Genomic DNA, 26,193 nt, shown 5'->3' with positions numbered 1-26,193 from the left:
TCGTCGGCGCACCGCGTAGGATCGCCGCATGACCGCCGCCACCTCGGAATCCTCCGCCCCTCGAACCCTCGTGATCCTCGGTGCCGGGGGCGATCTCACGGCCCGACTCCTGCTGCCCGGACTCGCGTCGCTCCTCGCCTCCCCGCGTGGCGAGGCGGTGCGCCTCATCGGGGTCGACCGCTCCGAGTCGAGCGACGAGGCCTGGCGGAAGCGCGTCGAGACCGCGTTCGCGGACGCCCCGTCGAAGCTCGCCGAGACGATCGTCGCCGAGACCACCTACGTGCAGGCCGACGTCTCCGACCCGGCGTCGCTCGAACGCGTCCTCGCGGCAGCCGGACCGAACGTCGCCCTCTACTTCGCCCTGCCGCCCGCCATCACCCTGCTCGCCTGTAAGGCGCTCCGGAAGCTGGAGCTCCCCAAGGGCATCATGCTCGCCCTCGAGAAGCCGTTCGGCACCGACTACGCCTCCGCCCGCTCGCTCAACCGCCTGCTCCAGCACCTGGTGCCGGAGGAGCAGGTGTTCCGCGTCGACCACTTCCTCGGCAAGTCGACGGTCCTCAACCTGCTGGGCCTGCGCTTCGCGAACCGCATCTTCGAACCGCTCCTCTCCGCCGACAACGTCGAACGCGTCGACATCGTCTTCGACGAGCAGCTGGCCCTCGAGGGTCGCGCCGGGTACTACGACCGTGCGGGCGCGCTGATCGACATGATCCAGAGTCACCTGCTCCTCGTCCTCGCGTTCGCGGCCATGGAGCCACCGGCGAGCGTCGACGCCGAGGATCTGCGCGGCGGCATGGCCCAGGTGCTGCGGGCGACCCGTCCGTGGAAGGCGAACGGCACGGAGAGTCGGCGTGCACGCTACGGCGCCGGGACGATCGGCGACCGCAAGCTGCCCGCCTACATCGACGAGCAGGGCGTGGACCCGTCGCACCACACGGAGACGCTCGCCGAGATGACCCTCGCGATCGACAACTGGCGTTGGGCCGGTGTCCCGTTCGTGCTGCGGTCCGGGAAGGCGCTGGCGGACACCCGTCAGGAGATCGTCTTCACCTTCAAGCCGGTGCCGCACCTCCCGTCCGGCCTGCACGGCATGAAGACCCCGGCGCGGCTCCGCATCGGCCTGAAGCCGGCGTCGCTCGACCTCGACCTGATGATCAACGGCGAGGACGACCCCTTCGAACTTGACCCGGTCGCCCTCCATGCCGAACTCCAGGCCGGGCAGCTCAGTGCCTACGGCGAGGTCCTGTCGAGCATCCTCGAGGGAGACCCGACCCTGTCGGTGCGCGGTGACGTCGCCGAGCAGTGCTGGCGGATCGTCGCGCCGGTCCTCAAGGCGTGGCGCAAGGACGAGGTGTCGATCGACACCTACCCGGCCGGCACCGCGGGCCCGAGGTCCTGGCACTGATCCGCCCCTCGTGATCCGGTGCCGTCACTCCGGTGTCCGGCGCCAGCGCGGTGCGCTGACGTGAGCGCGCCCCACCGGACCGAGCGCGCCCCTCTGGAGGCCCGCGCTCGCGCGGCTGGGTAGCGCTCACGCCGCTTCGGCAGCGCTCGCTCGAGCGCACCGCGCTGACGCCCACCAACCCGCGCTCGGTCGGGAGCACCGCGCTGGCGTCAGTAGACTTCTCGGAGGTTCTGACAGGAGGAGGCGGGATGGTCGAGCAGGCTCAGCAGGGGTATGTGGTCCGTCGCGCCCGCACGAGCGACGTCCGCCGCATCCAGGCGCTCGTCGAACCACTCGTGCAGCAGCGCATCCTCCTCGGCAAGGACGACGTCGTCTTCTACGAAGCGGTCCAGGAGTTCCGCGTCGCCGAGACACCCGACGGCGAACTCATCGGCTGCGGCGCGCTGCACGTCATCTGGGAGGACCTCGGTGAGGTCCGCACGCTCGCCGTCTCCGCAGACCACCTCGGCACCGGGGTCGGCCACGCGCTCGTCGAGCGCCTCGAGCACGACGCGATCGAGCTCGGCCTGCGTCGCCTGTTCTGCCTGACCTTCGAAACCGGCTTCTTCACGAGGCACGGCTATCAGGAGATCGGCGAGGAGATCGTCCCACCCGAGGTCTACGCACAGCTCGTGCGCTCGTCGGACGAAGGTGTCGCGGAGTTCCTCGACCTCGCGCGGGTCAAGCCGAATACGCTCGGTAACACCCGGATGCTCAAGCTGCTCTGAACCACAGCTTGAAGGTTGGCGCTCGTCGGAGTGACCGATGAGACCGTTCACAATGCCGCGCTGATCAGCGCTTTCCTTCGTTTCCAGCGCGAAGCCCGTGCTCAGATGAGCAGGCCCGGATTTACGTGCCGTTCACATTCGCGGTGGTCTTCCGTCACGCATGTCGGTTAGCTTGTGAGGCACTACCCATCGTCTGTGCCTCGAATGGGGGGTGCGTTGTCGCGCGCTCCGAACGAGGACGGCCCTCGATTCGGAGCCACATGTCGTTCAAACACCCGTGGAGGCTGTCCGCCTTCGCCGCCCTTGCCGGGCTCGTCGCCGCGCCCCTCGTGGCGACACCAGCCGTCGCCTCGACCGACGGCCTCGGTGTCGTCATCAACGAGGCCTACCTCTCGGGCGGGAGCGCGAACGCGCCCTACCTGAACAAGTTCGTCGAGCTCTACAACCCGAGCGACGCGGTGGTCGACGTCAGCGGCTGGTCGATCCAGTACCGCTCGGCTCGACCGGCGTCGGCGCCTCGTCGACCGACGGTGCCGCTCACCGGGACGATCGCGGCCGGCGGCTACTTCCTCGTCTCGGGCTGCAGCGAACGGCGCGAACGGCGTCGGCCCTGCCGACCCCCGACGTCACGAGCGACGCTGAGCGCCTCAGGGCCAGAACGGCACGCTCGCGCTCGTCGCCTCGACCGCCGCGGTCACGCTCACGCCCGGCTCCGTCGTCGGCGACCCGGCTGTCGTCGACCTCCTCGGCTACGGCACGTCGAACACCTTCGAGACGGCCGCGTCGCCGTCCCCGTCGGGCAACACCGTTCCGCAGTCGATCGTGCGCACCACCTTCGCCGACACCGACAGCAACGCCGCCGACTTCACGCTCAGCGACACGGTCACGCCGCAGAACAGCGCCGGCGACACCCCGGTCGACCCCGAGCCCACGCCGGAGCCGACCCCCGAGCCCACCGACCCGACCACCCCGGTCGAGCCCGGTACGGCGACGATCGCGGAGATCCAGGGCACCGGTGCCGCGAGCACGATGGTCGGCCAGACGGTCACCACCACGGGCTTCGTCACCGCGAGCTTCCCGACCGGCGGCTTCAACGGCTACTACCTGCAGACCGCGGGCACCGGTGGAGCGATCGACCCCGCGACGCACCTCGCGTCCGACGGCGTCTTCGTCTACTCGCCGGCCACCGTCGGCTCCGTCGCCGTCGGCCAGTACCTGCAGGTCACCGGCGTCGTGGACGAGTACTACGGCCTCACGCAGCTGAAGGTCACCGACCCGGCCGCCGTCTCCGTGCTCGACGCCACCGGTGTCAGCGCTCCGACCGCCGCCAGTGTCGCCTTCCCGGCCACCGACGAAGAACGCGAGCGTCTCGAGGGCATGCTGCTCGACCCGGCCGGCGACTACACGGTCACCGACACCTACAGCACGAACCGCTACGGCGAGGTCGCGCTCGCGGCATCGACGACGCCGTTCGTCACGCCGACGGTCCTCGGCAAGCCCGGTTCTGCTGAGGCGCTCGCGGCCGCGGCCCGTGTGCCGGCGGAGAAGGTCGTCCTCGACGACGGCTCTACCGTGGACTTCTCGAAGGCTGAGAACACGGGCATCCCGCTCCCGTACGTCTCGACCACCGCGCCCGTCCGGGTCGGTGCCGCCGTCGACTTCACCGCACCGGTCGTCTTCGACTTCCGCAACAGCAACTGGAAGTTCCAGCCCACGCAGCACCTCACCGGCGCCAACGCCGCGGATGTGCAGCCGGCGTCCTTCGAGAACACCCGCTCCACCTCGCCTCGCGGGGTCGGCGGCGACGTGTCCCTCGCGACCTTCAACGTGCTCAACTACTTCGCCACCACCGGCGACTCGCGCACCGGCTGCACCTTCTTCACCGACCGTGAGGGCGGCAAGACGACCGTCGACGACTCCGATGCCGCCGGTTGCGGCGTCCGAGGAGCGGCGACGGCCGAGAGCCTGGCGCGTCAGCAGGCGAAGATCGTCTCGGCGATCAACGCCCTCGACGCCGACGTCGTCTCGCTCGAGGAGATCCAGAACTCCGCCTCGATCGGCCTCGACCGCGACGACGCGCTGAAGACCCTGACCGCGGCGCTCAACGCCGATGCCGGTGCGGGCACCTGGACGTTCGTCCCGTCGCCCGCGAAGGTCCCCGCGGACGAGGACGTCATCCGGACGGCGTTCATCTACAAGTCGGCCGCCGTCGAGACCGTCGGTGAGTCGCGCATCCTGCTCGACGAGCCGGCCTTCGACAACGCCCGTGAGCCAGACGCGCAGGCGTTCAAGCCCAAGGGTGCGGACGACGCGGCGACGTTCCTCGTGATCGCGAACCACTTCAAGTCGAAGAGCACTTCCAAGGCCGCGACGGGCGACAACGCCAACACCGGCCAGGGCGCCTTCACCGGCGACCGCACGCGTCAGGCCAAGGCCCTCGTGACCTTCGCCGACACGGTCTCGAAGGACATCGGCACGAAGAAGGTCTTCCTCGTGGGCGACTTCAACTCCTACGACGCCGAGGACCCGCTGGACGTGCTCCGCGACGCCGGCTACATCAGCCAGGAGGCCAAGACCGGGGAGTACACCTACGCGTTCGACGGTGCGGTCGGGTCCCTCGACCACATCTTCGCGTCGCCGGAAGCCGACCAGAGCGTCACCGGTGCCGACGTGTGGAACATCAACTCCGTCGAGTCGATCGCCCTCGAGTACTCCCGCTACAACGCGAACGTGACCGACTTCAACGTGCCGGACATGTTCCGCTCGAGCGACCACGACCCCGTGATCGTCGGCATCAGCGCCGACGCGAGCGAGTCTGCGACCGTCAACCTGCTCAACATCAACGACTTCCACGGTCGGATCGACGCCAACACGACGAAGTTCGCGGGCACGATCGAGCAGCTCAAGGCGATGTTCGCACCCGACCAGACGGCGTTCATCTCCGCTGGTGACAACATCGGTGCCTCGCTCTTCGCTTCGTCGTCGCAGCAGGACCAGCCGACGATCGACGTGCTCAACGCACTCGGCCTGAAGGCCTCCGCGGTGGGCAACCACGAGTTCGACCAGGGCTACGGCGACCTCGTCGACCGTGTCATGGCCGACGGGAAGAACGCCGCCTGGCCGTACCTCGGGGCCAACGTGTACGAGAAGGGCACGAAGAAGCCCGCGCTCGAGGAGTACACGATCCTCGACATCGACGGGGTGAAGGTCGCCGTCGTCGGCGCCATCACCCAGGAGACGCCGACGCTCGTGTCGCCCGCCGGCATCGCCGACCTCGACTTCGGGGACCCGGTCGAGGCCGTGAACCGCGTCGCGGCGCAGCTCACCGACGGCGACGAGTCCAACGGTGAGGCGGACGTCATCGTCGCCGAGTACCACGAGGGTGCCGGAGCCGGCACGCCGGACGGCGCGACCCTCGAGCAGGAGCTCGCCGAACAGAGCGCCTTCACCGAGATCGTCACCACGACGAGCGCGGACGTCGACGCCATCTTCACCGGCCACACGCACAAGCAGTACGCGTGGGACGCTCCGATCCCCGGCGTGACCGGCAAGACCCGTCCGGTGCTCCAGACCGGCAGCTACGGCGAGTTCATCGGTCAGATCACGCTGACCGTCGACCGCGCGTCGGGTGACGTCACCGCCTACACGGCGAAGAACGTCGCACGCACCACCGTGGCCGAGGCCGACCTGGTCAAGCAGTTCCCGGCGGTCGCGACGGTCAAGACGATCACCGACAAGGCCCTCGCGGTCGCGGCGGAGATCGGCAACCAGAAGATCGGTGAGGCGAAGGCCGACATCACCCGCGCGTTCAACAACGGGGTGAAGGACGACCGCGGCGCCGAGTCGACGCTCGGTGCGCTCGTCGCCGACTCGCTCCGCGCCTCGCTCTCGAGTGCCGACCGGGGCGGAGCCGACATCGGCATCGTCAACCCGGGTGGCATGCGTGAGGAGATCCTCGCGGGCGACATCACGTACGCCGAGGCGAACGCGGTGCTGCCGTTCCTCAACAACCTGTGGACGACCTCGCTCACGGGTGCACAGTTCAAGACCGTGCTCGAGCAGCAGTGGCAGCTCGACGCGGCCGGGAACGTCCCGTCCCGTCCGTACCTGCAGCTCGGACTGTCGTCGAACGTGCAGTACACGTTCGACCCCACGAAGGCCCAGGGGCAGCGGATCACGAGCATCACGGTGAACGGTGCGCCGATCGACCCGAGCAAGAGCTACCGGATCGGCTCCTTCAGCTTCCTGCTGCAGGGTGGCGACAACTTCCGTGAGTTCGCGAACGGCACGGACACGCGCGACTCCGGTCTCGTCGACCGCGACGCGTGGATCGCCTACCTGACGGCGAACAGCCCGGTGTCCCCGGACTTCGCCCGCCAGAGCGTGCAGGTCACGAACGCGCCGACCGCAGCGGTCGCCGCTGGGAAGACGGTCTCGTTCGACGTCGCGAAGCTCGACCTCACCTCGACCGGCAGCCCGGTGAACACCTCGCTGGCGATCGAACTCAACGGCTCGCCGATCGGGACGGTCCCGGTCACCGCGGGGGCCGCGACGGTGTCCTTCACCGTCCCGGCGGGTACCGCTGACGGCGCGGCGACGGTGCGCCTCACGGCACTCGAGTCGGGGACGACGCTGACGGTGCCGCTCACGGTCGCGACGCCGCCGGTGGTCACGCCGCCGACGCCCGCACCGGAGTCCGCGCTCATCCAGGCGCTCAAGGACCTGATCAAGGCGATCACCGACTTCATCATCGGCAAGCTCGCCACGATCCACGTCGGCAAGGAGTACGCCGGCACCTGGGTCAGCGTCTGGCTGCACTCCGACCCGATCCTCGTCAGCGACGGCCTCGTGCAGGTCGACGCGGACGGCAACGTGCAGGTCACGGTTCCTGAGGACGCGCCGGTCGGTGCCCACCGCCTCGTCGTCCAGGACGCCGACGGCAACGTCATCGGCTGGCAGGACATCGTCGTGCAGGCTGCGGCGGTCGACCCCGGCACCGACCCGGGCACCCAGCCCGGTGCGGGCGGCGGGACCGGTTCGGGAACGGCCGGCGGCAGCCAGGACGGCAGCCTGAGCAAGACCGGTGCCGAGCCGTGGGGGAACGCGGCGCTCGCCGCACTGCTCCTCGTCGGTGGCCTCGCGCTCGTGATCGCCCGTCGTCGCTCGGCGCAGCAGCTCTAGGCGCTCGCACCACTCAGCACCACCGAGCACCACCCAGCACCATCCCGATGCCTCGTCATCGGTCGGACCACGGTCCGCACCGACGGCGGGGCATCGGGCGTTTCCGCGCCACTGCACTTAATCTGTGAGCATGTCGAGCCTCACGAATCCCCGCGGACCGGAGCGGCCCGCCGTCTACTGGCGACGCAGGTTGATCGTGTTCGGCGTCCTGCTCGCCGTCATCGTCCTGGTCATCGTGCTCATCGTCCGGCTCGCGTCGGGTCCGGGCACCGAGAACACCGCCGCGACGCCCACCCCGACGCCCACAGCGACCCCTGCGCCGACCCCGGCTCCCGAGGCGTCGACCACCGCACCGATCGATGAGGCCGCGACCACCGACCCCGGTTCGGCGGCCGCGTGCACGGCCGACCAGATCCGCGTCGAGGCCGTCGTGAACGGGACGAGCTTCGCGGCGGACGAACTCCCGCAGCTCTCGCTGAGCGTGACGAACACCGGCTCGGCCGCGTGCACGATGAACGCCGGCACGAGCCAGCAGGTGTTCACCGTCTCGAGCGGTGAGGAGCCGTACTGGACGTCGACCGACTGCCAGACGGCACCGAGTGACCAGCAGGTGCTCCTCGAGCCGGGGAAGACGGTCTCGTCGAACCCGCCGATCACCTGGGACCGCACGCGGTCGGCGCCCGACACCTGCGATCAGCCGCGCGACCCGGTGCCCGCCGGTGGCGCCTCCTACCACCTGAACACGTCGATCGGCGGGTTCGCCTCCGCCGACAGCGCGCAGTTCCTGCTCAACTGACGGAACCTGCTCGCCGAGCCGCCCCGGTCACTGAGCCGCCCCGGTCACTGAGCCGCTCCCGCCCCGGTCACTGAGCCTGTCGAAGTGCTCGACCCGCAGCCCCGCACCGGCCTGCGACAATGGACGCATGGCGAAGCAGAAGCGACCCGAGTTCCGTTCCGAGCCCCTGGCCGCGGCCCTCGCCGCCGGCGACATGGTGGCCGTGGCCCTCGCCCTGCGGAACGGGCGGTTCGTCGTCCCGCTCATGAAGCCGGGTAACCCCGACAAGCCGACCGAGACCGGTGAGGTCTGGATGTTCCGTCAGCCCGAGACCGCGAGGCTCGCGCTGCTCCTCTTCTCCGATGCGAAGAACAAGCCGGCCGCCCTGCCGCCCTACGTCGGCCTGCACGACGGCACCTGGCTGGCGAGCTTCCTCCGCACCTACGGCGACGACATCGAGACGGTGCTCTTCGACGTCGCCGGTCCGCACTCGCTGCAGGCCTCGCCGGAGGAACTGCTGCGGGTCCTCGAGCTCGAGGCGCCGGCCGCCGAATAGCCCGACCCCGACCGCAGGTCCTGCTCTCGGCGTCGTCCGCGGTTCACAACTCCTGCACGTCGTCGTCCGAACCCGGGCAGGTCCCGTTCTGGGGCCCTGCGGGACCAGTCCGCAGGAGTTGTGAGCAGCACGCCCCCGCCCTGGTTCGTGGAGCAGGTGCGCGGGTGCGCTCAGAAGGCGGCGTCGAGCTCGCGTTCGCGTCGGGCGGGCCGTGCGGCCTCGGCTGCGGTCTTCGCGATGCCCAGCACCGACTTGAGGTCGTTGCTGACGTCGGAGTTGAGCAGCAGCTTGTAGCCGAGTCGGTTGCCCTCCGAGCCGCGCTGCTTCGCGACGCTCACCGGGCGCACTTCGCCGCTGAGGCTGATCTCCCCGTAGGCCGCGAGGTCGCGGGGGAGGGCGAGGTCGCGGATGACGGAGACGAGGGCGAGGGCGATCGCGAGGTCGGCCGCCGGTTCGCTGATCTTCACGCCGCCGACGGTCGAGATGTAGACGTCGTGGTCGGTGAGGTCGTAGGAGTAGCGGCCGTGCAGCACGGCGAGGATCATCGCGACACGTGAGGGGTCGACGCCGTTGGTGACCCGGCGGGGGTTCGGTGCCTGCGTCTTGTTGATGAGCGCCTGGACTTCGACGGGCAGTGCGCGGCGGCCCTCCATGACGATGGTGACGCAGGTGCCGGCCACGGGTTCGTTCTGGCTGAGGAAGAGGGCGCTCGGGTCGGGGACCTCGGCGATGCCGTCGCCGGCCATCTCGAAGCAGCCGACCTCGTCGGTGGCGCCGAAGCGGTTCTTCTGCGCGCGGAGGAAGCGGAGCGCGGTGTGGCGGTCGCCTTCGAACTGGCAGACGACGTCGACGAGGTGCTCGAGGAGCCGGGGGCCGGCGATCGAGCCGTCTTTCGTGACGTGGCCGACGAGGAGGATCGGGAGGTCGCGTTCCTTGGCGATACGGGTGAGCACGGCGGAGACCTCGCGGACCTGGCCGGGTTGTCCGGCGAGGCCGTCGGACTGCGAGGAGGACACGGTCTGGACGGAGTCGACGATGAGGAGCTTGGGCTGCACCTGGTCGATGTGGCCGAGGATGGTGGCGAGGTCGGTCTCGGAGGCGAGGTAGAGGTCGTCGTGGAGGGCCCCGGTGCGTTCGGCGCGGAGGCGGACCTGGCTGACCGACTCCTCGGCGCTGACGTAGAGGACGCGGGCGCCGGTCTTCGCCGCGCGGGACGCGACCTCGAGCAGCAGGGTCGACTTGCCGACGCCCGGCTCGCCGGAGAGGAGGATCGCGGCGCCGGGGACGATGCCGCCGCCGAGCACCCGGTCGAACTCGGCGATGCCGCTCGACCAGCGCGGTGCCTCGTCGGCGCTGGCCTGCGTGATGGGGCGTGCGGCGCGTTCGTCCGTGGCGCGGATCGGAGTCAGCTTGCCGAGGACGCCGGTGGGAGCCGACGCTTCGACGACCGTGCCCCACTGCTGGCATTCACCGCATCGGCCGGCCCACTTGGCGGTGGTCCAGCCGCATTCGGTGCAGCGGAATGCGGGGGAGGGTGCCTTGGCCATGCGGCCAGCCTAAGCGCGGCCGCCGACACCGCCGGCCCTCCGCGCCGCCTGTGGATGACCGGCATCGCTCAATTCGCGTCGGCGCTCGTCTTCTATTACACTCGACCCCGGTACCGTGTCCGAGCGGCCGAAGGTGCAACTCTCGAAAAGTTGTGTGCTTGAAAGAGCACCGTGGGTTCAAATCCCACCGGTACCGCCACGAAGAAGCCCCCTCCATCCCCGAGCAACACCGGGACGGAGGGGGCTTTTCGTCGTCATGCCCGTCCGTCGGCAGGCACGGGCGGCATAGCATCGAAGCGTGCAGACGGGGGAAGACGCGGAGTTCGAGGTCGAGCCTCGCTGGAAGGAAGAGGTCGTCTACTGGGAGGGGGCCGAGGGCTTCGTCTTCGACGCCGGGTGGGGCGTGGATCCGCCCGTGCTCTACATCCCGTTCCCAGAGGAGTGGGACGCGGTCACTGCGCCATGGATGAATGGCCGACGCGATGAGATCGTGGAAAGGCTACGTCGAGATTCCCGGCATCGGATCGAGCCCGGGCCCTATCCCGGCCAGGGGCGCCGGGTCACACGCTGACCGAGGTGAGTGATCGCCTCGTCTCGAACGCGAGTAACGTTCCTACCCGAGCACGTTGCAGATCGGCGTCAGTGAACGGAGCCGCGGCTCGTTCACCACGATCGAGTCCCGTCGACGCCAGCCTGGCGAGATGAAGAGCGCGACAACCATTTCGTCGCCTGCTCTGCGACAGCGGACAGCACCAGCCCGGGCGTCATGATCAGTGCTACCGCCGCGATGCCGATGAGCGACACGAAGGCGTCGGAAGCCGTCGCCGCTTCCCAGCACCAGCGGGGATCTCGCGCAGCATCGCGTCCCGCAGCCCCTCCCAAAGGAGGTAGCCGACCCCGAAGACCCAGCAGACCGCCGAGGGTGCGAGCGAGCGCGTACCGGTTCAGCATGCACGGAGCCTTTCGTCGAATCGATCAGGCATCATCACGGGGCCGGGACGTCTGGATCGCGTCTGCGACCTCGTGCTCGGAGAAGCCGTCCTCGAACAACTGCGCCCGGAGCTCGGCGTCGGCGCGCGCCAGCTTGCCCTGCGGCCGTCGGCGGCGCATCCGCACGTACTGGGTGCCCAGGGCGAGGACGAGGAAGAGCACGAGCCCGGCGAGCAGGAGTCCGAGCGCCAGCAGCAGCCCACCACCCACGTCTTGGATCAGGCCCACGATGCACCCCCCCCGGATGTCACGGTCGTTGCACCCAGGGTAGAGAACGGTGCGAGCGGATGCGAGCCGCGAGAGCAGACTGCGGGAGGTTTCAACCGCCGTCAGAACTGAAAGACACGGATTCCCAGCGAAGCCCAGGGACACCTCACCTGAGGTTCAGAACGCCGTCGCACAGTGATTCCATGACCAGATCACGTGCCCTCGTCGTCCCCCTCGTCCGCACCGCCGCCGTCCTCGCCGGCGTCTCACTGCTTGCGGGGTGCCAGGCCACCTCGGCAGCCGTGCCCGATCCGTCGTCCTCGGTCTCGACGGCACGGAAGGGAAGTGCCGACGGCGGCTCGACGGGCGACCGCAGCGACTCGAAGACCGAGCAGAAGAACCTCGCCGCCGTGCTCAAGCTCTACACGGACGCCTTCCCCGACCCCGCCTCCTCGAAGGCGGTGGCCACGACCGACAAGCTCGTCGCGGCCGACGCCGTCGCGCACGGTTCCGGGCAGAAGTCCGGTCCGAGCGGCGCTCCTGGCGGAGTTCACCGCCGACCGGACGCGGGTCCCCGGGGCGCAGGCGGTCGTCAAGCACACCGCGGCCGACGGCGACCTCGTCGCCGTGCACTACCAGGTCGCCTCCGACCCGGCCGACGAACGGACAGGCGAGGCCGCTGTCGACCTGTTCCGGGTGCGGGACGGCGCCGTCGTCGAGCGCTGGGCGTTCGATCAGCCGATCGCGACCGGGACGCCCGCGAGCGGGAACACCAACACGATGTTCAGCGACCTCTACAACCCGGCGAAGCCCGCGGTCGCGCCGTCGGAGTCGCAGGAGGAGCAGAACCGGACGTTCGCGGTGAGCGCGTACAACACGCTGTTCCGCGACCAGGACGTCTCGATCCTCGACAAGGCCTTCGACCCCGCCTACCTCCAGCACAACCCGGTCGCACCGAACGGAACGGCGGCGCTCAAGTCCTTCTTCTCAGGTTCCGCGACCTTCCCGCCGCAGGAGTCGGTCATCTCGCTGAGCGACGGCGACCTCGTGTGGACGTTCTCGCAGAGCGTCGGCGCGAAGGCCGACGACCCCGTTCTGGCAGCGGACATCTTCCGGGTCGACGACAAGCTCATCCGCGAGCACTGGGACGTCGTGCCGACCGCCGGGTGATTGTCGGGCCTCCAAGCTGCGCGCTGATTAGGCTCTGGGGATGACTCAGGACTTCGCAACGCTGAATGCCCACGCGATGGAGGTCGCCGCCGCCTACGACGATCTCAGCACGAAGCGGATCGGACGCCCGTGGACGAACCAGGAGGTCGCCCTCGGCTTCGTCGGCGACGTCGGTGACCTCGCCAAGATCGTGATGACGCTCGACGGGACGCGTCGCATCGACGGCATCGGACTCGAACAGCTCGAGCACGAACTGTGTGATGCCATCTGGTCGTGTCTCGTGCTCGCCGACCGGTTCGGCATCGACATCGGCGAGGCGTTCCCCCGTCAGATGCAGGACTTGGTGCGGCACGTGTCCGAGCTCCGGGCCGACGAAGCGAGCACTGACTCCGCGACGCCCGCTGGCTAGAATCGCGACATGAGCGACGACAGCACGGCCAGCACCGACGACGGCGAGTCCTTCGGCGTCGAGCCCGGCACCTACCGGCACTTCAAGGGTGCGCGCTACGAGGTCATCGGCGTCGGACGCCACAGCGAGACCGAGGAGCCGTACGTCTTCTACCGGACGACCACGACCCCGCCGACGTCGTGGGTGCGACCGCTCGCGATGTTCGTCGAGCCCGTCTCGCGCGACGGCTACGAGGGACCGCGTTTCGCCCGCGTCGAGGACGACGCCGACTGACCACGGAGGAGCACCGCATGACCGACACCGATCACACCCAACCCGAACCGGCCGACGAGCGCGACCTGTTGGTCGAGCGCATCATCCACGCGCCGCGATCGGCCGTCTGGGCGGCGTGGACCGACCCCGCGACGCTCGGGCAGTGGTGGGTGCCGTCGCCGGCGGTGTGTCGGGTCGTCGAGTTCGAGTTGCGACCCGGCGGGTCCTTCCGCACCGAGTTCAGTGAGGACGGCGTCGACTTCGTGCCGCAGATCACCGGATGCGTGCTGGAGGTCGTTCCGGAGCAGCGTCTCGTCTGGACGACGGCGCTGACCGCAGGCTGGCGGCCAGCCGAGCAGCCGTTCATCACCGCCGTGATCGACCTCGCTGACCACCCCGACGGCACCCGCTACCGAGCGACCGCGCTCCACAGCGGGGTCGCCCAGCGCGACGAACACCTCGAACTCGGCTTCCACGCCGGCTGGGGGATCGTCACGGAGCAACTCGCCGCGCTGGTGGAGCAGCGCTGAGCAAGCCCTCCACTCACGCCGTCTCCGGATCGGTCGCAGTGCTGGGTTCTGGCGTCAGCATCATGCCGCCCGGCGTGTAGGAGGAGTCGAGCAGGGCGCGCACCCACGCCTGGTTGACCGGCGGCTCCGGCTGCGCGAACCGGAACTGCAGCGGGACGTCGCTCGTGATCCAGAGACTCACCCGCCCACCGCCGTCCACAGCCCCCTTCGTCCATTCGACGAAGAAGGACTCCCGACGACGCAGCTTGTTGCCGATCGCCGCCCTGAGGTGGGCGAGCACGCGGTCGTCGAAGTCGTAGTGACTTCCGGCACCGTAGATGAGAACCCCCATGCAGTGATTGTGCCGCATCGGCCCCGCCGCACCGCTCGGCGACGCCCCGCCGCTCCACGTAAACTCGTGGGATGCCGAGTCCGACCCCCGCACCCGCACCCTTCGCCCTTCGCCCGGCGCTCATCCCGGGCATCATGGGTGCGGTCGCGCTCATGCTCGGGCTCGCACTGCTCGAACTCGACGCCTTCACGATCGTGCTGTTCGTGGTGAGCATCCTCGCGCTCATCATGGCCGTGTTCGCCTGGCAGGCCAAGCAGCCGCTCTGGATGATCCCGACGCTGCTCGTCGCGATCGTGTGGAACCCGGTCCTCCCGCTCCCGTTCAGCGGCATCCCCTGGATCATCGCGCAGTTCCTCGGCGCGGTCGTGCTCGTCTCCGTCGGCATCCTGCTCGAGAACAAGCACGCCGCCCCGCCCGCCTGACCGGAAATGTTTCGGGAACGCCTGCGGGTCGTCCCGGCTCTGGCAAGCTTGCGCTCATGACGCTTGAACGCAACTGGGCCGGCACGCACACCTTCGCAGCGCCGCGGATCGTGAACGCCACGTCGATCGACGAGGTCCGCGCACTCGTCGCGGAGGCCGCCAGGACGGGCACGCGCGTCCGCGCCCTCGGCACCCGACACTCGTTCACCGACCTCGCCGACTCCGACGGCACGCTCATCACGGTGCTCGACATCCCCGCCGACCCGGTGTTCGACGAGGCCGCCGGCTCGGTGACGATCGGAGCCGGGACCCGCTACGGGATCGCCGCCGCCTGGCTCGCCGAACAGGGCCTCGCCTTCCACAACATGGGCTCGCTCCCGCACATCTCCATCGGCGGCGCGATCGCGACCGGCACCCACGGATCCGGCAACGACAACGGCATCCTGTCCTCAGCCGTGAGCGGCCTCGAGTACGTCGACGCCACGGGCGAGCTCGTCCACGTCCGTCGTGGGGACCCCGGTTTCGACGGACTCGTCGTCGGGCTCGGCGCGTACGGCATCGTGGTGCGCGTGACGGTCGACGTGCAGCCCGCCTACCGCGTGCGTCAGGACGTCTACCGCGACGTCCCGTGGGACGCCGTCCTCGCCGACTTCGAGGGCGTCACCGGCGGCGCCTACAGCGTCAGCATCTTCACGAACTGGCTCGGCGACACCGTCGAGCAGATCTGGTGGAAGACCCGCCTGGCCGCCGGTGACGACGAGCTGCCCGTGGTCCCGGAGTCGTGGCTCGGCGTGCAGCGGGACTCCCTGACCGCCGGCAACCTCGTCGAGACGGACCCCGACAACCTCACGCTGCAGGGCGGTGTCCCCGGCGACTGGTGGGAGCGGCTGCCGCACTTCCGGCTCGAGTCGACGCCGAGCAACGGCGACGAGATCCAGACCGAGTACTTCATCGACCGCGCCGACGGACCCGCCGCGATCACGGCCCTGCGTGCGCTCGGCGACCGCATCGCTCCGCTGCTGCTCGTGACCGAACTGCGCACGGCGGCGCCCGACAAGCTCTGGCTGAGCGGTGCGTACCACCGGGAGATGCTCGCCGTGCACTTCACCTGGCGCAACCTGCCCGAGGAGGTCCGGGCGGTGCTGCCCGCGATCGAGGAGGCGCTCGCGCCCTTCGGTGCCCGCCCGCACTGGGGCAAGCTCAACCTCCTGACGGCCGAGCGCATCGCCGAGGTCGTGCCGCGGCTCGCCGACGCGCGGGACCTCTTCGAGGAGTTGGACCCGGCCGGCACCTTCTCGAACGCACACCTGGAGCGCATCGGGGTCCGTCTGCCCCGGTAGCGGGTGCCGATGGCTCGGGTGCCAGCGCGGTGCGCTGGCGCGAGCGCGGGTCATCGGGCGTCAGCGCGGTGCGCTGGCGCGAGCGCGGGGGAACCGGCGTGGGCGCGGGGCACACGCGTGAGCGCGGGTCTCCGGAGACCCGCGCTCACGCGTCAGACCCGCGGTGACGTCAGCGCACCGCGCTGGCGCAACCCGGGAGGTCAGTCCTCGACTCGGATGCCGAACTGCTCGGCGAACATCGCCGCGAGCTCGCCGACCTGGAACGGGGTCATCGTCGCGCCCCGCAGATGCTCGATGCCGGCGATGCGACGCAGCTCGAGCGTCCGGAGGTCGACGTCGGTGAGCCTCGCCCGCGTGACGTCGAGACTGTTGAGGGTGCAGTCGACGAAGCGCACCCGGGTGGCCGTCGCATCGGCGAGGTCGAGTTCGTCGATCGTGCAGTCCTCGAACAGGACGTCCTGCAGCACGGCCCCGCGCAGGTTGACGAACCCGAGCTTGCACCCGGTGACCCGCACCGACTGCCAGTTCGCGTCGTAGCAGTCGGCGGAACCGACCCGGGAGCCCTCCAGCTCGACGTCGCGCAGCCGAATCCGAGGGGCGAGGAGGATGGGCGCGTCCCACCGCTCGAGCCGGGAGTCGAGGAACGACGCCGCCCGGAAGTCGGTCTGGTCGGCTCGAATGCCGGTGAGCAAGGACTCGGAGATCGTGATGCCCGAGAGGTCGCGGTGCGACAGGTCGAGGTCGGCGAACCGCAGGCCTTCGACACTGTCGTGCGCGTCGAGGGCGCCCTCGTCGCCGTCGGTCAATCCGATGAGACGGACGGGGTCGAGCCGTGGTGCCGTCGTTCCGGTGCGTTTCGCCATGCCGTGTTCTCCCGATGCCCGTGCGTGATGGGGTGATCCGGCCAGCCTAGGGGCGGCCGCCGACGGGCTTCCGAGCCACCGCTCAGCTCGCTGTGAACCGACCGGGGAGGAACGGCAGGAGTGGAGCGCGGTAGACGAGCGACGTGTCGACGCCGGCGGTCAAGGTGGTCCGGGCCGCGCCGTACCGCCAGACCCGGTTGAAGAGGAAGACCTCGAAGGAGACGTCCGTCCCGCCGACCTGCCAGCTCCCCGTACCCCACTGCGCCGGCTGGCCGCGCCCGTCGAACACCACCGTCGGACGCTGGAAGGCGCCGTACCAGGGACGTCGGAGTGTCACTTCGACGCGATGCTGCGTCGGCGACGGGTCCTGGGTGACTTCGCTGCTCATCGGCCCAGCCTAGGGCGAGCGGCGGCGTTCCCGTGGTGCCGGTGCCGGCGGGACGGGCTTCGCCGCGATGACGTCGGCGTCGGCGATCACGACCGGTCCGCGCTTGGTCTCGACCGTGCAGCCCGTCGTCCGACCGCTCGACGAGCTCGCCGAGGGCGTCGGTCGCACCCGCCTCGGCGCCCTCGGGCAGTGCGAAGCGCACGACGACCCGCGAACCGAGCGGTGCCTCCCGGAGGAAGCTGACGGCCGCCGGACCGATCATCGCCGGGTCCTCGACCACGACCGCGAGTCGAAGCTCACCAGGAGCTCGGGCGGTAGTCCTTGAGGAAGACGCCGAAGAGGTTCTCGCCGGCCTCGCCGCGGACGATCGGGTCGTACACCCGCGCCGCGCCGTCGACGAGGTCGAGCGGGGCGTGGAAGCCCTCCTCCGCCAGTCGCACCTTGGTCGGGTGCGGGCGCTCGTCGGTGATCCAGCCGGTGTCGACGCTCGTCATGAGGATGCCGTCGGTCTCGAACATCTCCCGCGCGCTCGTCCGGGTGAGCATGTTCAGCGCGGCCTTCGCCATGTTCGTGTGCGGGTGGCCCGGGCCCTTGTACCCGCGGCCGAAGACGCCCTCCATCGCGGAGACGTTGACCACGTAGGTGCGCGGGAAGTCGGACGCGGCCATCGAGGCACGCAGGCGGCTGATGAGGATGAACGGGGCGGTCGCGTTCGCCAGCTGGACCTCGAGCATCTCGATGGGCTCGACCTGGTCGACGTTCTGCACCCAGCTGTTGCTGTGGTCGACGTCGGGCACGAGCCCACCGGCGTCGATCGCGGTGCCGGCGGCGAGGCGTTCGAGCGAGGACGACCCGGCCGTCATGGCCGCCTCGGTGAGGGCGTCGGCCTTGGCGGCCGCAGCGGCGAGGATCGGGTGCGCGGACACCGACGCCGCGAGCGACAGCGGGTGCGCGTCGTTCGTGTGGCCGAAGGTGACGAGCTCGGGCAGCGGGCCGTCGGGCAGCGGGGCGAGCTCCGCGTCGACGAGCGGCTGGTACGCGCCCTTCGTGCGGCGGACCGTCTGCGCGGCGTTGTTGATGAGGATGTCGAGCGGACCCTGCTCAGCCACGGAGTCCGCGAGGGCGATGACCTGGGCCGGGTCGCGGAGGTCGATGCCGACGACGCGCAGGCGGTGCAGCCAGTCGGCGCTGTCGGGGAGCGCGCTGAAGCGTCGGACGGCGTCGCGTGGGAACCGCGTCGTGATGGTGGTGTGTGCGCCGTCGCGCAGGAGTCGCAGCGCGATGTACATGCCGATCTTCGCGCGGCCGCCGGTGAGGAGGGCGCGCTTGCCGGTGAGGTCGGTGCGGGCGTCGCGCTTCGCGTGGCTCATCGCCGCGCACTGCGGGCAGAGCTGGTGGTAGAAGGCGTCGACCGTCGTGTACGGCTGCTTGCAGATGTAGCAGTTGCGCGGCACCAGCAGCTCGCCGGCGGTCGGAGCCGTCGTGGTGGTGGCGAGCGGGATGCCCCGCGTCTCGTCGTCGATGCGGTCGGGGGCGCCCGTCGCGGTGGCGGCGATCACGGCGCGGTCGGCGTCGGCGATCCGGGCCCGACGGTCGAGTCGGCGCTCCTTCTTGACCGCCTTGAACATCTTGGCGGTGGCGCGGCGCACCTGGAGGTAGTCGGGGTGCTCCTCGTCCATCGTCGCCATGGTCTGGAGGACGCGCAGCGTGACCTCGAGATCGGTGGGATCGATGCCCGCGTCGTCGCCGGGAGCGTGGTTCGCAGGCTCGTCGTGGGGGAGAGAGGTCATTGCTTCATTCTACGAGCCGCCGGACGTGCCCCGGTCGGTGCTGTGGTCAGCGCGGGGCGCTGGACCGACCGCGACCCACAGGCGTGAGCGCGCCCCTCCGGAGGGGCGCGCTCACGTGGGAGACCCGCGCTCGCGTCAGCGCACCGCGCTGGCCCGAGGGAAGGGTGTCCGTCGTGCGTGAGACCATGGGGCGATGACTCCCGAGCCCGCACCACTGGTCGACGTGGCCGACCTCGTCCGGCTCGTCGGGCGGGTGGCGTTCGACCGCGGCCGGGTCTACGCGAGGGACGGCCGGGTCACCGCCGCCGACTGGGACCCCGACAAGCGTCGGCTCCACGGGATCGTCGAAGGCTCCACCGACGTCCCGTACGCCTGCATCATCGACCTCGGCGACGACACCGGCGGGTTCGCTCGGATCGAAGGAAGCGCGTGCTCGTGCCCCTTGCGCGGCGACTGCAAGCACATCGTCGCCACCCTGCTGCACAGCAACGCGGCCCACCTCCGGGCCGAAGGTCGCTCCGACCGGTGGGTGGCCCCACAACGGCCGCCTTCGGGGAAGGAGGCGTCCTGGCGTTCCGACCGGCGTTGGACCGCGCCCATCAACGACCCCGCGCTCGACGAACCGGCCGAGCACCAGCCGATGTACGCCCTCGACGAGCTCGACGACCTCCCTGACGCCTGGCGTCCGGAGGCGGAACGGCGAGCAGCGCGATGGACCCCGAGTCCGCAGACGCCGCCGGCGCCGCCCAGCTGGCGGAACCGACTCGACTCCCTCGCCGGCGACGCCGGTCGCGCCACGGCGCCGACGGCCATGGGCCTGCAGTTCGAGGTCCGCGAGAGCATCCCGCGCACCGCCGAACGCTGGCGCGGACCGACCTCCCGCACGGCCGACGGCCCGCCCGAGCCCCGGCACCCCCGCCGGATCGCCGTCCGACCCGTGGTCAAGAAGGCCGGCGGCGGCTTCGTGAAGTCGACGATCTCGTGGACCTCGTTCACGCACCAGGGCCACCGGCTGTCGCTCGATCCGGCGCACCAGCAGTGGTTCACGCAGTTCCAGGCGCTCCTGCGTGCCACCCGTCCGCCGGCCGGTGCCTACGCCGGCGCCGGTGACTCGGACTGGCTCGTCCTCGACGACTTCGGCAGCCCCGTCCTCTGGCATCTGTTCGAGGAGGCGGCCCAACTCGGGATCGAACTCGTCGGCACGCGCAAGGGCACGGTCGTCCTCGGCACCACAGCCGCCATCCGGCTGGACGCCGCGCACGACGACGAGGGCGTGGTCCTCCGATCCGTCGTGACGATCGACGGCACCGACGTCGACGCCGCCACGAGCGGAGCCCTCGGCGACCACGGGCTCTACCACTACACGCTCGAACCCCAGCAGGCGATCGTGCTCGCACCGCTCGCCGAACCGCTGACGGACGAGGCCCGCGGACTCCTCGGGCCAGGCGAGCCCGTCGTCGTCCCCGAGGCCGAGGTGGCGGAGTTCCTCGAGCACTACGTCCCACGACTCCGCCGCAGCATCTCGCTGAGTTCGACGGACGGCACCGTGGCCCTCCCCGAGATCGTGCCACCGGTGCTCGTGCTCGCGGCCTCGTTCGAACCGAAGCAGACCCTTCGCCTCGCCTGGTTCTGGCAGTACGCCCCGGCGCAGCGCGTCCCGATCGGTGGCGGCACCCCGGCGCTCGCCGCAGGACGACCACTCGTGTCCACGGTGCCGAACGGCGCGCCGACCGACGCCGCCACCGGAGCTGCCGCAGCGGAGGTCCTCCGCGACGAACGCGCGGAACGGGCCATCCTCGACCGGGTCGGTGCCGCCATCGCCGCCGCAGCGGAACCGGAACGCCGGGCGCTCGCCGCCGGCTCGTTCGACGAGCTCACGACCCCGGGCGTCTGGCCGCCCAGGCCGCAGGTCCTGACGGAGTTCGACGCGGCACTCGTCACCGAGCGCACCCTGCCCGTCCTCGAATCGCTCGACGACGTCCTCGTCGAGGTGTCCGGCGACCGCCCCGAGTACCGGGAGCTCACCGGCACACCTCACATCTCGGTCACCACGGTGGAGACGGAGCAGCGCGACTGGTTCGACCTCGGGATCGTCATCCACATCGGCGAGTACAGCGTCCCCTTCGAGCCCCTCTTCAAGGCCCTCTCGAAGGGGCGCACGAAGCTGCTCATGGTCGACCACACCTACCTCTCGCTCGAGCACCCCGCCTTCGACCGCCTGCGCGAGCTGCTCACCGAGGCGGCCGCGCTCAAGGAGTGGGAGACGAAGCCGAGCATCAGTCGCTACCAGGCGAGCCTCTGGGCCGACTTCGAAGACCTCGCCGACGAGACCGAGCAGGCCGTCTCCTGGCGCGAGGCCGCAGCCGGACTCAACGCGATCGAAGCGGTCCCCGACACCCCCTTGCCGTCGGGACTCCACGCCGACCTCCGGCCCTACCAGGTCGAGGGCTTCCGCTGGCTCGCGTTCCTCTGGCAGCACGGACTCGGCGGCATCCTGGCCGACGACATGGGCCTCGGCAAGACGCTGCAGACCCTCGCCCTCGTCGCCCACGCGCGCGAGACCACCGGGACCACGGCACCACCGTTCCTCGTGGTCGCCCCGACGTCGGTCGTCTCCAACTGGGTCGCCGAGGCCACGCGCTTCGTGCCCGGCCTCGTCGTCCGCAGCATCACGGCCACGCAGGCGAAGGGCAGCGCGTCGATCGCGGACCTCGCGGCGGGCGCCGACATCGTGGTCACGAGCTATGCGCTGTTCCGGCTCGACGCAGCGGCGTACCAGGCGGTCGAGTGGTCGGGGCTCATCCTCGACGAGGCGCAGTTCGTGAAGAACCACCGCGCCAAGCTGCACGAGTGCGCGGTCGACCTCAGAGCACCGTTCAAGCTCGCGATCACCGGCACGCCCATCGAGAACACCCTCATGGAGCTGTGGTCGCTGCTGTCGATCGTCGCGCCGGGCCTGTTCGCGTCGGCGCCGCGCTTCACCGAGCACTACGTCAAGCCGATCGGCAAGGGGCTCGACTCGAGTCGGCTGCAGACCCTGCGCCGACGCATCCGACCGCTGCTCATGCGCCGGACGAAGGAGATGGTCGCGCCCGAACTGCCGCCGAAGCAGGAACAGGTGCTGCGCATCGAGCTCGCACCGGCCCACCGCAAGCTCTACGACCTCGTCCTCCAACGCGAACGGCAGAAGCTCCTCGGACTCGTCGACGACCTCGACCGCAACCGGTTCATCGTGTTCCGCTCGCTCACCCTCCTCCGCATGCTCAGCCTCGACGCGAGCCTCATCGACGCCGAGGAGCACGCGGGCATCCCCTCGAGCAAGCTCGACGCACTCCTCGAGCAGCTCGACGACGTCGTCGCCGAGGGCCACCGGGCGCTCATCTTCAGCCAGTTCACGAGCTTCCTCGGCACCGCCGCTCGTCGGCTCGAGGAGCAGGGCATCGCGTACGAGTACCTCGACGGGTCCACCCGTCGTCGGGGTGAGGTCATCGACCGCTTCCGCACCGGTGACGCCCCCGTGTTCCTCATCAGCCTGAAGGCCGGCGGGTTCGGCCTCAACCTGACCGAAGCGGACTACGTCTTCCTGCTCGACCCGTGGTGGAACCCGGCCGCAGAGGCGCAGGCCATCGACCGCACGCACCGCATCGGCCAGACGGAGAACGTCATGGTCTACCGACTGGTCGCCGCCGACACGATCGAGGAGAAGGTGATGGCGCTCCAGGCGAAGAAGTCGGAGCTCTTCGCCGCGGTCCTCGACGACGACGCGGTGTTCAGTCAGGCGCTCACCGCGGAGGACATCCGGGGCCTGCTCGAGTAGGCTCCCGGCACCCACGACAGCCCGTCGGGATGGGGTCGGTCGAGCGACCGATAGCCTGATCGCTATGGAACTCGGGGTGTATGCGGTCGTCGGCATCGCGGTGATCGTCGCCGTCGCGGCCTTCTCCCGCAAGCTCGGCGTCGCCGCGCCGATCATCCTCGTGATCGTCGGTGTCGGGCTCTCGTACCTCCCGGGCGTCCCGGAGATCGAGGTCGAACCGGAACTCGTGCTCGACGTCGTCCTGCCGCCGATCCTCTACGCCGCGGCGATCAGCGTCCCGATCATGGACTTCCGCCGCAACCTCGCCACCATCACGAGCCTGTCCGTCGTGCTCGTCATCGTCACCGCGTTCGGTGCCGGCTTCCTCCTCTTCAGCCTCCTGCCCGACCTCAACCTCGCCGCCGCCATCGCCCTCGGCGCGATCATCAGCCCGCCCGACGCGGTCGCGGCGACGTCCATCGGACGCCGTCTCGGCCTCCCGCCCCGCCTCCTGACGGTGCTCGAGGGCGAGGGGCTCGTGAACGACGCGACCGCGCTCGTGCTCCTCCGATCGGCGAGCGCTGCGGCGGCCGGCGGCATGCTCACGCCGTGGGCGACGGTCGGCGACTTCGTCTACGCGGTCGTCCTGGCGATCATCGTCGGCTTCATCGCCGGGTACGTCACCGTCTGGCTGCGGTCGAAGCTCAACGACTCCGTCCTCGACACCGCGATCTCCATCGCCGTCCCGTTCGTGGCGTTCATGCCGACCGAGGCGCTCGGTGGGTCCGGCGTGCTGGCCGTCGTCATCGCCGGCCTGTACACGGGGCACGCGAGCTCGGCCGCGTTCTCGGCCCAGGCGCGGATCAGCGACCGCATCAACTGGCGGACCATCCAGTTCCTGCTCGAGAACGCCGTGTTCCTCCTCATCGGACTCGAGATCCGGACGCTCATCGGCGCCGTCGACGCCGAGATCCTGTCCGTCGAGGAGTCCATCGGGATCGGTCTCGTCGCGACGGCCGCGCTCATCGCGCTGCGGTTCCTGTGGGTGGGCCCGCTGGTGCTCGGGCTCCGTGCACGAGAACGCTGGGCCGAGCGGCAGACCCTGCAACGGTGGCTGTCGATGGGGTACTCGGAACGGTTCCCGAGACAGAACCGCCGATGGCATCGACGGCGGCGTCGGGAGCGCGCCTACGAGCGGCAGCGCGCCGACCTCGAGCAGTTGCGGCTGGAGCAGATCGACTGGCGGGGTGGCGTCATCCTCAGCTGGTCGGGCATGCGCGGCGTCGTGACGCTCGCCGCCGCACAGTCACTGCCGCAGAGCACCCCGTACCGCGAGCAGCTCGTCCTCATCGCCTTCACGGTCGCCGTCGTGACGCTCGTCGTCCAGGGCGGCACGTTGCCGTGGCTCATCCGGCTGCTCAAGGTGCAGGGGATCGACGAGTCCGAGGACCGTCGACAGCTCGCGACCCTCCTCGACGAGATCAGCTACGCGGGCATCAGTGTGCTGGAGGATCCGGCGTCGGCGGTCGGCATCGAGGAGGAGATCGACCCCGATCTGCTCGAACGCGTCCGGCAGTCGACGTTCCTGCGGGCGGAAGCCGCCTGGGAACGCTCGCGCGAGTCGGTCTCGCCGAGTGAGACGCACGCCGAGACACCGCACCGGCTCTACCGCCAGCTGCGCCTCGCCGTCGTGCAGGCCGAGCGTGAGCGGCTCCTCGACGCCCGGGCGCGCGGTGCGTACCCGTCGCGCATCCTCGCCGAGGCGCAGACGATGCTCGACATCGAGGAGACGCGCCTGCGGCCGCCTCGTGCCGACCACTAGAGCTGGGTGACCGTTCTCAGGAGTCCTCCGGTGCGCCGCCCGGCAGACGGATCGACGCGCCGGCGAACTCCTGAGAAAGGGTCGTTGCGGTCAGGAACTTGGGCCGGGGTTGGTGATGTCGGCGACGCACTCCGCCTCGCGCCGACCGCTGAGGCTGCTTGACCGTTCTCAGGAGTCCTCCGGCGCGCCGGCCCGGCGGGCGGGCCGACGCGCCGGCGAACTCCTGAGAAAGGGTCGTTGCGGTCAGGAACTTGGGCCGGGGTTGGTGATGTTCGCGACGCGCTCCGCCTCGCGCTCGGCCGCAGCGTCGCGTTCGGTCTCCGAACCGGGGTTCGTGATGTCGGCCTCGCCGCTCGCCGCGGGGTCGTCGGCGGCGACGTGCGGGCCGGGGTTCGTCGTGGAGGCCACGCGCTCGGCCGCCGCGTCGTCGACGGCCTCGTCGTGTGGGCCCGGGTTGTTGATGTCGGCGTTCTGGTCACTCATGGGGTGCTCCTTCCGAGATCCGCCTGGGCGGTCTCCGTCTCGCGCATCGTCGCGCTGATCCGCTCTCACGGTAGGTCCGTGGGCGGGTGGCTGCAAGGGGTGGCGCCGGCCGATCAGTCGCGGGCGGCGAAGGCGTCGACCCCGGTGAGTTCGGCGGAGAGCGCCCAGAGTCGGGCCGCCTCCTCCGGATCGGTCGCGTGGTCGGCGACACCGGAGGCCGGGGAGACCGCGGTCTCGGCCGGGCCGGCGATGTCGCAGTCCTCGCAGAACACCCCGCCGAGGCCGTCGAGCGACGGCGAGGTCGCGGCCCAGACCTCCGTTGCGGCACCCTGCTCGGGCGACTTGAACCCCGAGACGAGGAGGTTGCCGTCGGCGTCGACCCAGCCGAGCGCCATCATCTCCTCGCGGGGCAGGTGCCGCTGCAGCGGCGTGAGGATGCCACCGGGGTGGACGGAGAACGCGCGGACGCCCTCCTCGGCACCGAGCGTGTCGAGCTGGAGGGCGAAGAGCGCGTTGGCGGTCTTCGCCTGCCCGTAGGCCTCCCACTTGTCGTAGCCGTGCTCGAACTGGACGTCGTCCCAGCGGATCCCCGAGCGCTTGTGGCCGCTGGAGGACAACGCGACGACCCGCGAGGAGCCGCCCTTGACGATGGCGGGCCAGAGGCGGTTGACGAGGGCGAAGTGGCCGAGGTGGTTCGTCGCGAACTGGAGTTCCCAGCCGGGACCGACGCGCGTCTCGGGAGCCGCCATGACGCCGGCGTTCGTGATGACGAGGTCGATGCCCCGGCCCGTGGCGAGGAAGCGGTCGGCGAACGCCTCGACGCTCGCGAGGTCGGCCAGGTCGAGTTCGTCGACCTCCACGCCGTCGATGCCGGCGAGCTCCTCGCGAGCGGTCTCCGGGCGCCGCGCGGGGACGATGACGTGGGCACCCGCGCCGACCAGGGCACGGACGGCCTCACGGCCGATACCGGAGTAGCCGCCGGTGACGATGGCGAGCTTGCCGGTGAGGTCGATGCCCTCGAGCACCTCCGCCGCGGTGCTCGAGTGGCCGAAGCCGGAACCGATGGGGTGCTGCGGGGTGCGCGTGCGATTGGTCATGCCCTCACGCTACGACTCCGGGGAGGGCGGCGGAACCGGAAGGACCTGGGAAGATGTGCAGCCCTCGTCGGC

23 protein-coding genes, 1 tRNA gene and 2 pseudogenes are annotated in these 26,193 nt (G+C 70.3%); 16 read left to right on the top strand and 10 right to left on the bottom strand.

What is annotated here, in order from left to right:
• Positions 1–28: 28 nt before the first annotated feature.
• The 6 genes and pseudogenes from AC5JOC_RS00380 (at position 29) to AC5JOC_RS00355 (ending at position 8,684) form a co-directional block, all read left to right on the top strand.
• Entirely contained in the window at positions 29–1,405 is a 1,377-nt protein-coding gene (locus AC5JOC_RS00380) for a glucose-6-phosphate dehydrogenase (RefSeq protein WP_494244816.1), read from the top strand.
• A 248-nt stretch (positions 1,406–1,653) separates the two neighbouring features.
• Entirely contained in the window at positions 1,654–2,172 is a 519-nt protein-coding gene (locus tag AC5JOC_RS00375) for an amino-acid N-acetyltransferase (protein WP_064294321.1), read from the top strand.
• Between the two features lie 260 nt (positions 2,173–2,432).
• Positions 2,433–2,693 (top strand): annotated as a pseudogene (locus AC5JOC_RS00370) (lamin tail domain-containing protein); the annotation flags it as partial.
• Between the two features lie 301 nt (positions 2,694–2,994).
• Positions 2,995–7,353 carry an ExeM/NucH family extracellular endonuclease gene (locus tag AC5JOC_RS00365; RefSeq protein WP_494244814.1) on the top strand — a complete coding sequence of 1,453 codons (4,359 nt, stop codon included), beginning with the start codon at positions 2,995–2,997 and terminating at the stop codon, positions 7,351–7,353.
• A 130-nt stretch (positions 7,354–7,483) separates the two neighbouring features.
• Entirely contained in the window at positions 7,484–8,149 is a 666-nt protein-coding gene (locus AC5JOC_RS00360; protein ID WP_202939473.1) for a hypothetical protein, read from the top strand.
• Positions 8,150–8,276: 127 nt separating this feature from the next.
• Positions 8,277–8,684: an SseB family protein gene (locus AC5JOC_RS00355; protein WP_079705172.1), complete on the top strand. Its 408-nt coding sequence runs from the start codon at positions 8,277–8,279 to the stop codon at positions 8,682–8,684.
• A gap of 170 nt (positions 8,685–8,854) precedes the next feature.
• On the opposite strand, the gene radA is transcribed toward AC5JOC_RS00355, so the two are convergent.
• A complete protein-coding gene (gene radA, locus AC5JOC_RS00350) occupies positions 8,855–10,231 on the bottom strand; it encodes a DNA repair protein RadA (protein WP_064294317.1) in 1,377 nt (458 codons plus the stop codon).
• Positions 10,232–10,340: 109 nt separating this feature from the next.
• Here radA and AC5JOC_RS00345 point away from each other — a divergent pair.
• A tRNA-Ser gene (locus AC5JOC_RS00345) sits at positions 10,341–10,430 on the top strand.
• A 99-nt stretch (positions 10,431–10,529) separates the two neighbouring features.
• Positions 10,530–10,802, top strand: a complete 273-nt coding sequence (locus AC5JOC_RS00340) for a hypothetical protein (protein WP_430891738.1) — start codon at positions 10,530–10,532, stop codon at positions 10,800–10,802.
• A 404-nt stretch (positions 10,803–11,206) separates the two neighbouring features.
• Here the strand turns inward: AC5JOC_RS00340 and AC5JOC_RS00335 are convergent, their stop codons facing one another.
• Positions 11,207–11,449 (bottom strand): hypothetical protein, encoded by a 243-nt coding sequence (locus tag AC5JOC_RS00335; protein WP_494244812.1) that lies wholly within the window; start codon positions 11,447–11,449, stop codon positions 11,207–11,209.
• Positions 11,450–11,644: 195 nt separating this feature from the next.
• Here AC5JOC_RS00335 and AC5JOC_RS00330 point away from each other — a divergent pair, with 195 nt between their 5' ends.
• From AC5JOC_RS00330 to AC5JOC_RS00315, 4 genes are read left to right on the top strand one after another with little or no spacing between them, the layout of a single operon-like run.
• Positions 11,645–12,598, top strand: a complete 954-nt coding sequence (locus AC5JOC_RS00330; RefSeq protein ID WP_494244811.1) for a nuclear transport factor 2 family protein — start codon at positions 11,645–11,647, stop codon at positions 12,596–12,598.
• 40 nt (positions 12,599–12,638) lie between these two features.
• Positions 12,639–13,007: a nucleoside triphosphate pyrophosphohydrolase family protein gene (locus AC5JOC_RS00325; protein WP_229939433.1), complete on the top strand. Its 369-nt coding sequence runs from the start codon at positions 12,639–12,641 to the stop codon at positions 13,005–13,007.
• Between the two features lie 9 nt (positions 13,008–13,016).
• Positions 13,017–13,280, top strand: a complete 264-nt coding sequence (locus tag AC5JOC_RS00320) for a DUF1653 domain-containing protein (RefSeq protein WP_086474529.1) — start codon at positions 13,017–13,019, stop codon at positions 13,278–13,280.
• A 17-nt stretch (positions 13,281–13,297) separates the two neighbouring features.
• On the top strand, positions 13,298–13,789 hold the full coding sequence (locus AC5JOC_RS00315; protein ID WP_138946468.1) for an SRPBCC family protein: 492 nt from the start codon (positions 13,298–13,300) through the stop codon (positions 13,787–13,789).
• Between the two features lie 13 nt (positions 13,790–13,802).
• Here the strand turns inward: AC5JOC_RS00315 and AC5JOC_RS00310 are convergent, their stop codons facing one another.
• Positions 13,803–14,120, bottom strand: a complete 318-nt coding sequence (locus tag AC5JOC_RS00310) for a DUF7882 family protein (protein WP_079705188.1) — start codon at positions 14,118–14,120, stop codon at positions 13,803–13,805.
• Between the two features lie 71 nt (positions 14,121–14,191).
• Between AC5JOC_RS00310 and AC5JOC_RS00305 the strand changes: the two genes are divergently transcribed.
• Both AC5JOC_RS00305 and AC5JOC_RS00300 read left to right on the top strand, forming a co-directional pair.
• Complete coding sequence (locus AC5JOC_RS00305; protein ID WP_124768760.1) at positions 14,192–14,542, top strand: DUF6804 family protein; 351 nt, start codon at positions 14,192–14,194, stop codon at positions 14,540–14,542.
• A 56-nt stretch (positions 14,543–14,598) separates the two neighbouring features.
• On the top strand, positions 14,599–15,882 hold the full coding sequence (locus AC5JOC_RS00300; protein WP_124768761.1) for an FAD-binding protein: 1,284 nt from the start codon (positions 14,599–14,601) through the stop codon (positions 15,880–15,882).
• Positions 15,883–16,082: 200 nt separating this feature from the next.
• Here AC5JOC_RS00300 and AC5JOC_RS00295 read toward each other — a convergent pair whose 3' ends face one another.
• The 5 genes and pseudogenes from AC5JOC_RS00295 to AC5JOC_RS00275 all read right to left on the bottom strand — a co-directional run bounded on the left by AC5JOC_RS00295 (position 16,083) and on the right by AC5JOC_RS00275 (position 18,923).
• Positions 16,083–16,745 (bottom strand): pentapeptide repeat-containing protein, encoded by a 663-nt coding sequence (locus AC5JOC_RS00295; RefSeq protein ID WP_494244809.1) that lies wholly within the window; start codon positions 16,743–16,745, stop codon positions 16,083–16,085.
• Positions 16,746–16,827: 82 nt separating this feature from the next.
• A complete protein-coding gene (locus AC5JOC_RS00290; protein ID WP_137242215.1) occupies positions 16,828–17,133 on the bottom strand; it encodes a hypothetical protein in 306 nt (101 codons plus the stop codon).
• Between the two features lie 9 nt (positions 17,134–17,142).
• Entirely contained in the window at positions 17,143–17,301 is a 159-nt protein-coding gene (locus tag AC5JOC_RS00285; protein ID WP_494244808.1) for a hypothetical protein, read from the bottom strand.
• 7 nt (positions 17,302–17,308) lie between these two features.
• Positions 17,309–17,395: pseudogene (locus AC5JOC_RS00280) on the bottom strand (hypothetical protein); the annotation flags it as partial.
• Positions 17,396–17,429: 34 nt separating this feature from the next.
• Positions 17,430–18,923: an SDR family NAD(P)-dependent oxidoreductase gene (locus tag AC5JOC_RS00275; protein WP_064294305.1), complete on the bottom strand. Its 1,494-nt coding sequence runs from the start codon at positions 18,921–18,923 to the stop codon at positions 17,430–17,432.
• 193 nt (positions 18,924–19,116) lie between these two features.
• Here AC5JOC_RS00275 and AC5JOC_RS00270 point away from each other — a divergent pair, with 193 nt between their 5' ends.
• Together AC5JOC_RS00270 and AC5JOC_RS00265 are read left to right on the top strand one after the other, a co-directional pair.
• Positions 19,117–22,740, top strand: coding sequence for a DEAD/DEAH box helicase (locus tag AC5JOC_RS00270; protein WP_494244806.1), 3,624 nt, complete (start codon positions 19,117–19,119; stop codon positions 22,738–22,740).
• A 64-nt stretch (positions 22,741–22,804) separates the two neighbouring features.
• Complete coding sequence (locus tag AC5JOC_RS00265; RefSeq protein ID WP_079705195.1) at positions 22,805–24,541, top strand: cation:proton antiporter; 1,737 nt, start codon at positions 22,805–22,807, stop codon at positions 24,539–24,541.
• A gap of 243 nt (positions 24,542–24,784) precedes the next feature.
• On the opposite strand, the gene AC5JOC_RS00260 is transcribed toward AC5JOC_RS00265, so the two are convergent.
• Both AC5JOC_RS00260 and AC5JOC_RS00255 read right to left on the bottom strand, forming a co-directional pair.
• Positions 24,785–25,024 (bottom strand): hypothetical protein, encoded by a 240-nt coding sequence (locus AC5JOC_RS00260; RefSeq protein ID WP_086474520.1) that lies wholly within the window; start codon positions 25,022–25,024, stop codon positions 24,785–24,787.
• Positions 25,025–25,137: 113 nt separating this feature from the next.
• Positions 25,138–26,121 (bottom strand): SDR family NAD(P)-dependent oxidoreductase, encoded by a 984-nt coding sequence (locus AC5JOC_RS00255; RefSeq protein ID WP_192004623.1) that lies wholly within the window; start codon positions 26,119–26,121, stop codon positions 25,138–25,140.
• Positions 26,122–26,193 lie beyond the last annotated feature (72 nt).

Source organism: Plantibacter sp. (assembly GCF_059073635.1).
The sequence above is the reverse complement of the archived record's forward strand: the minus strand, read 5'-3'. Positions and strand labels throughout refer to the sequence as shown.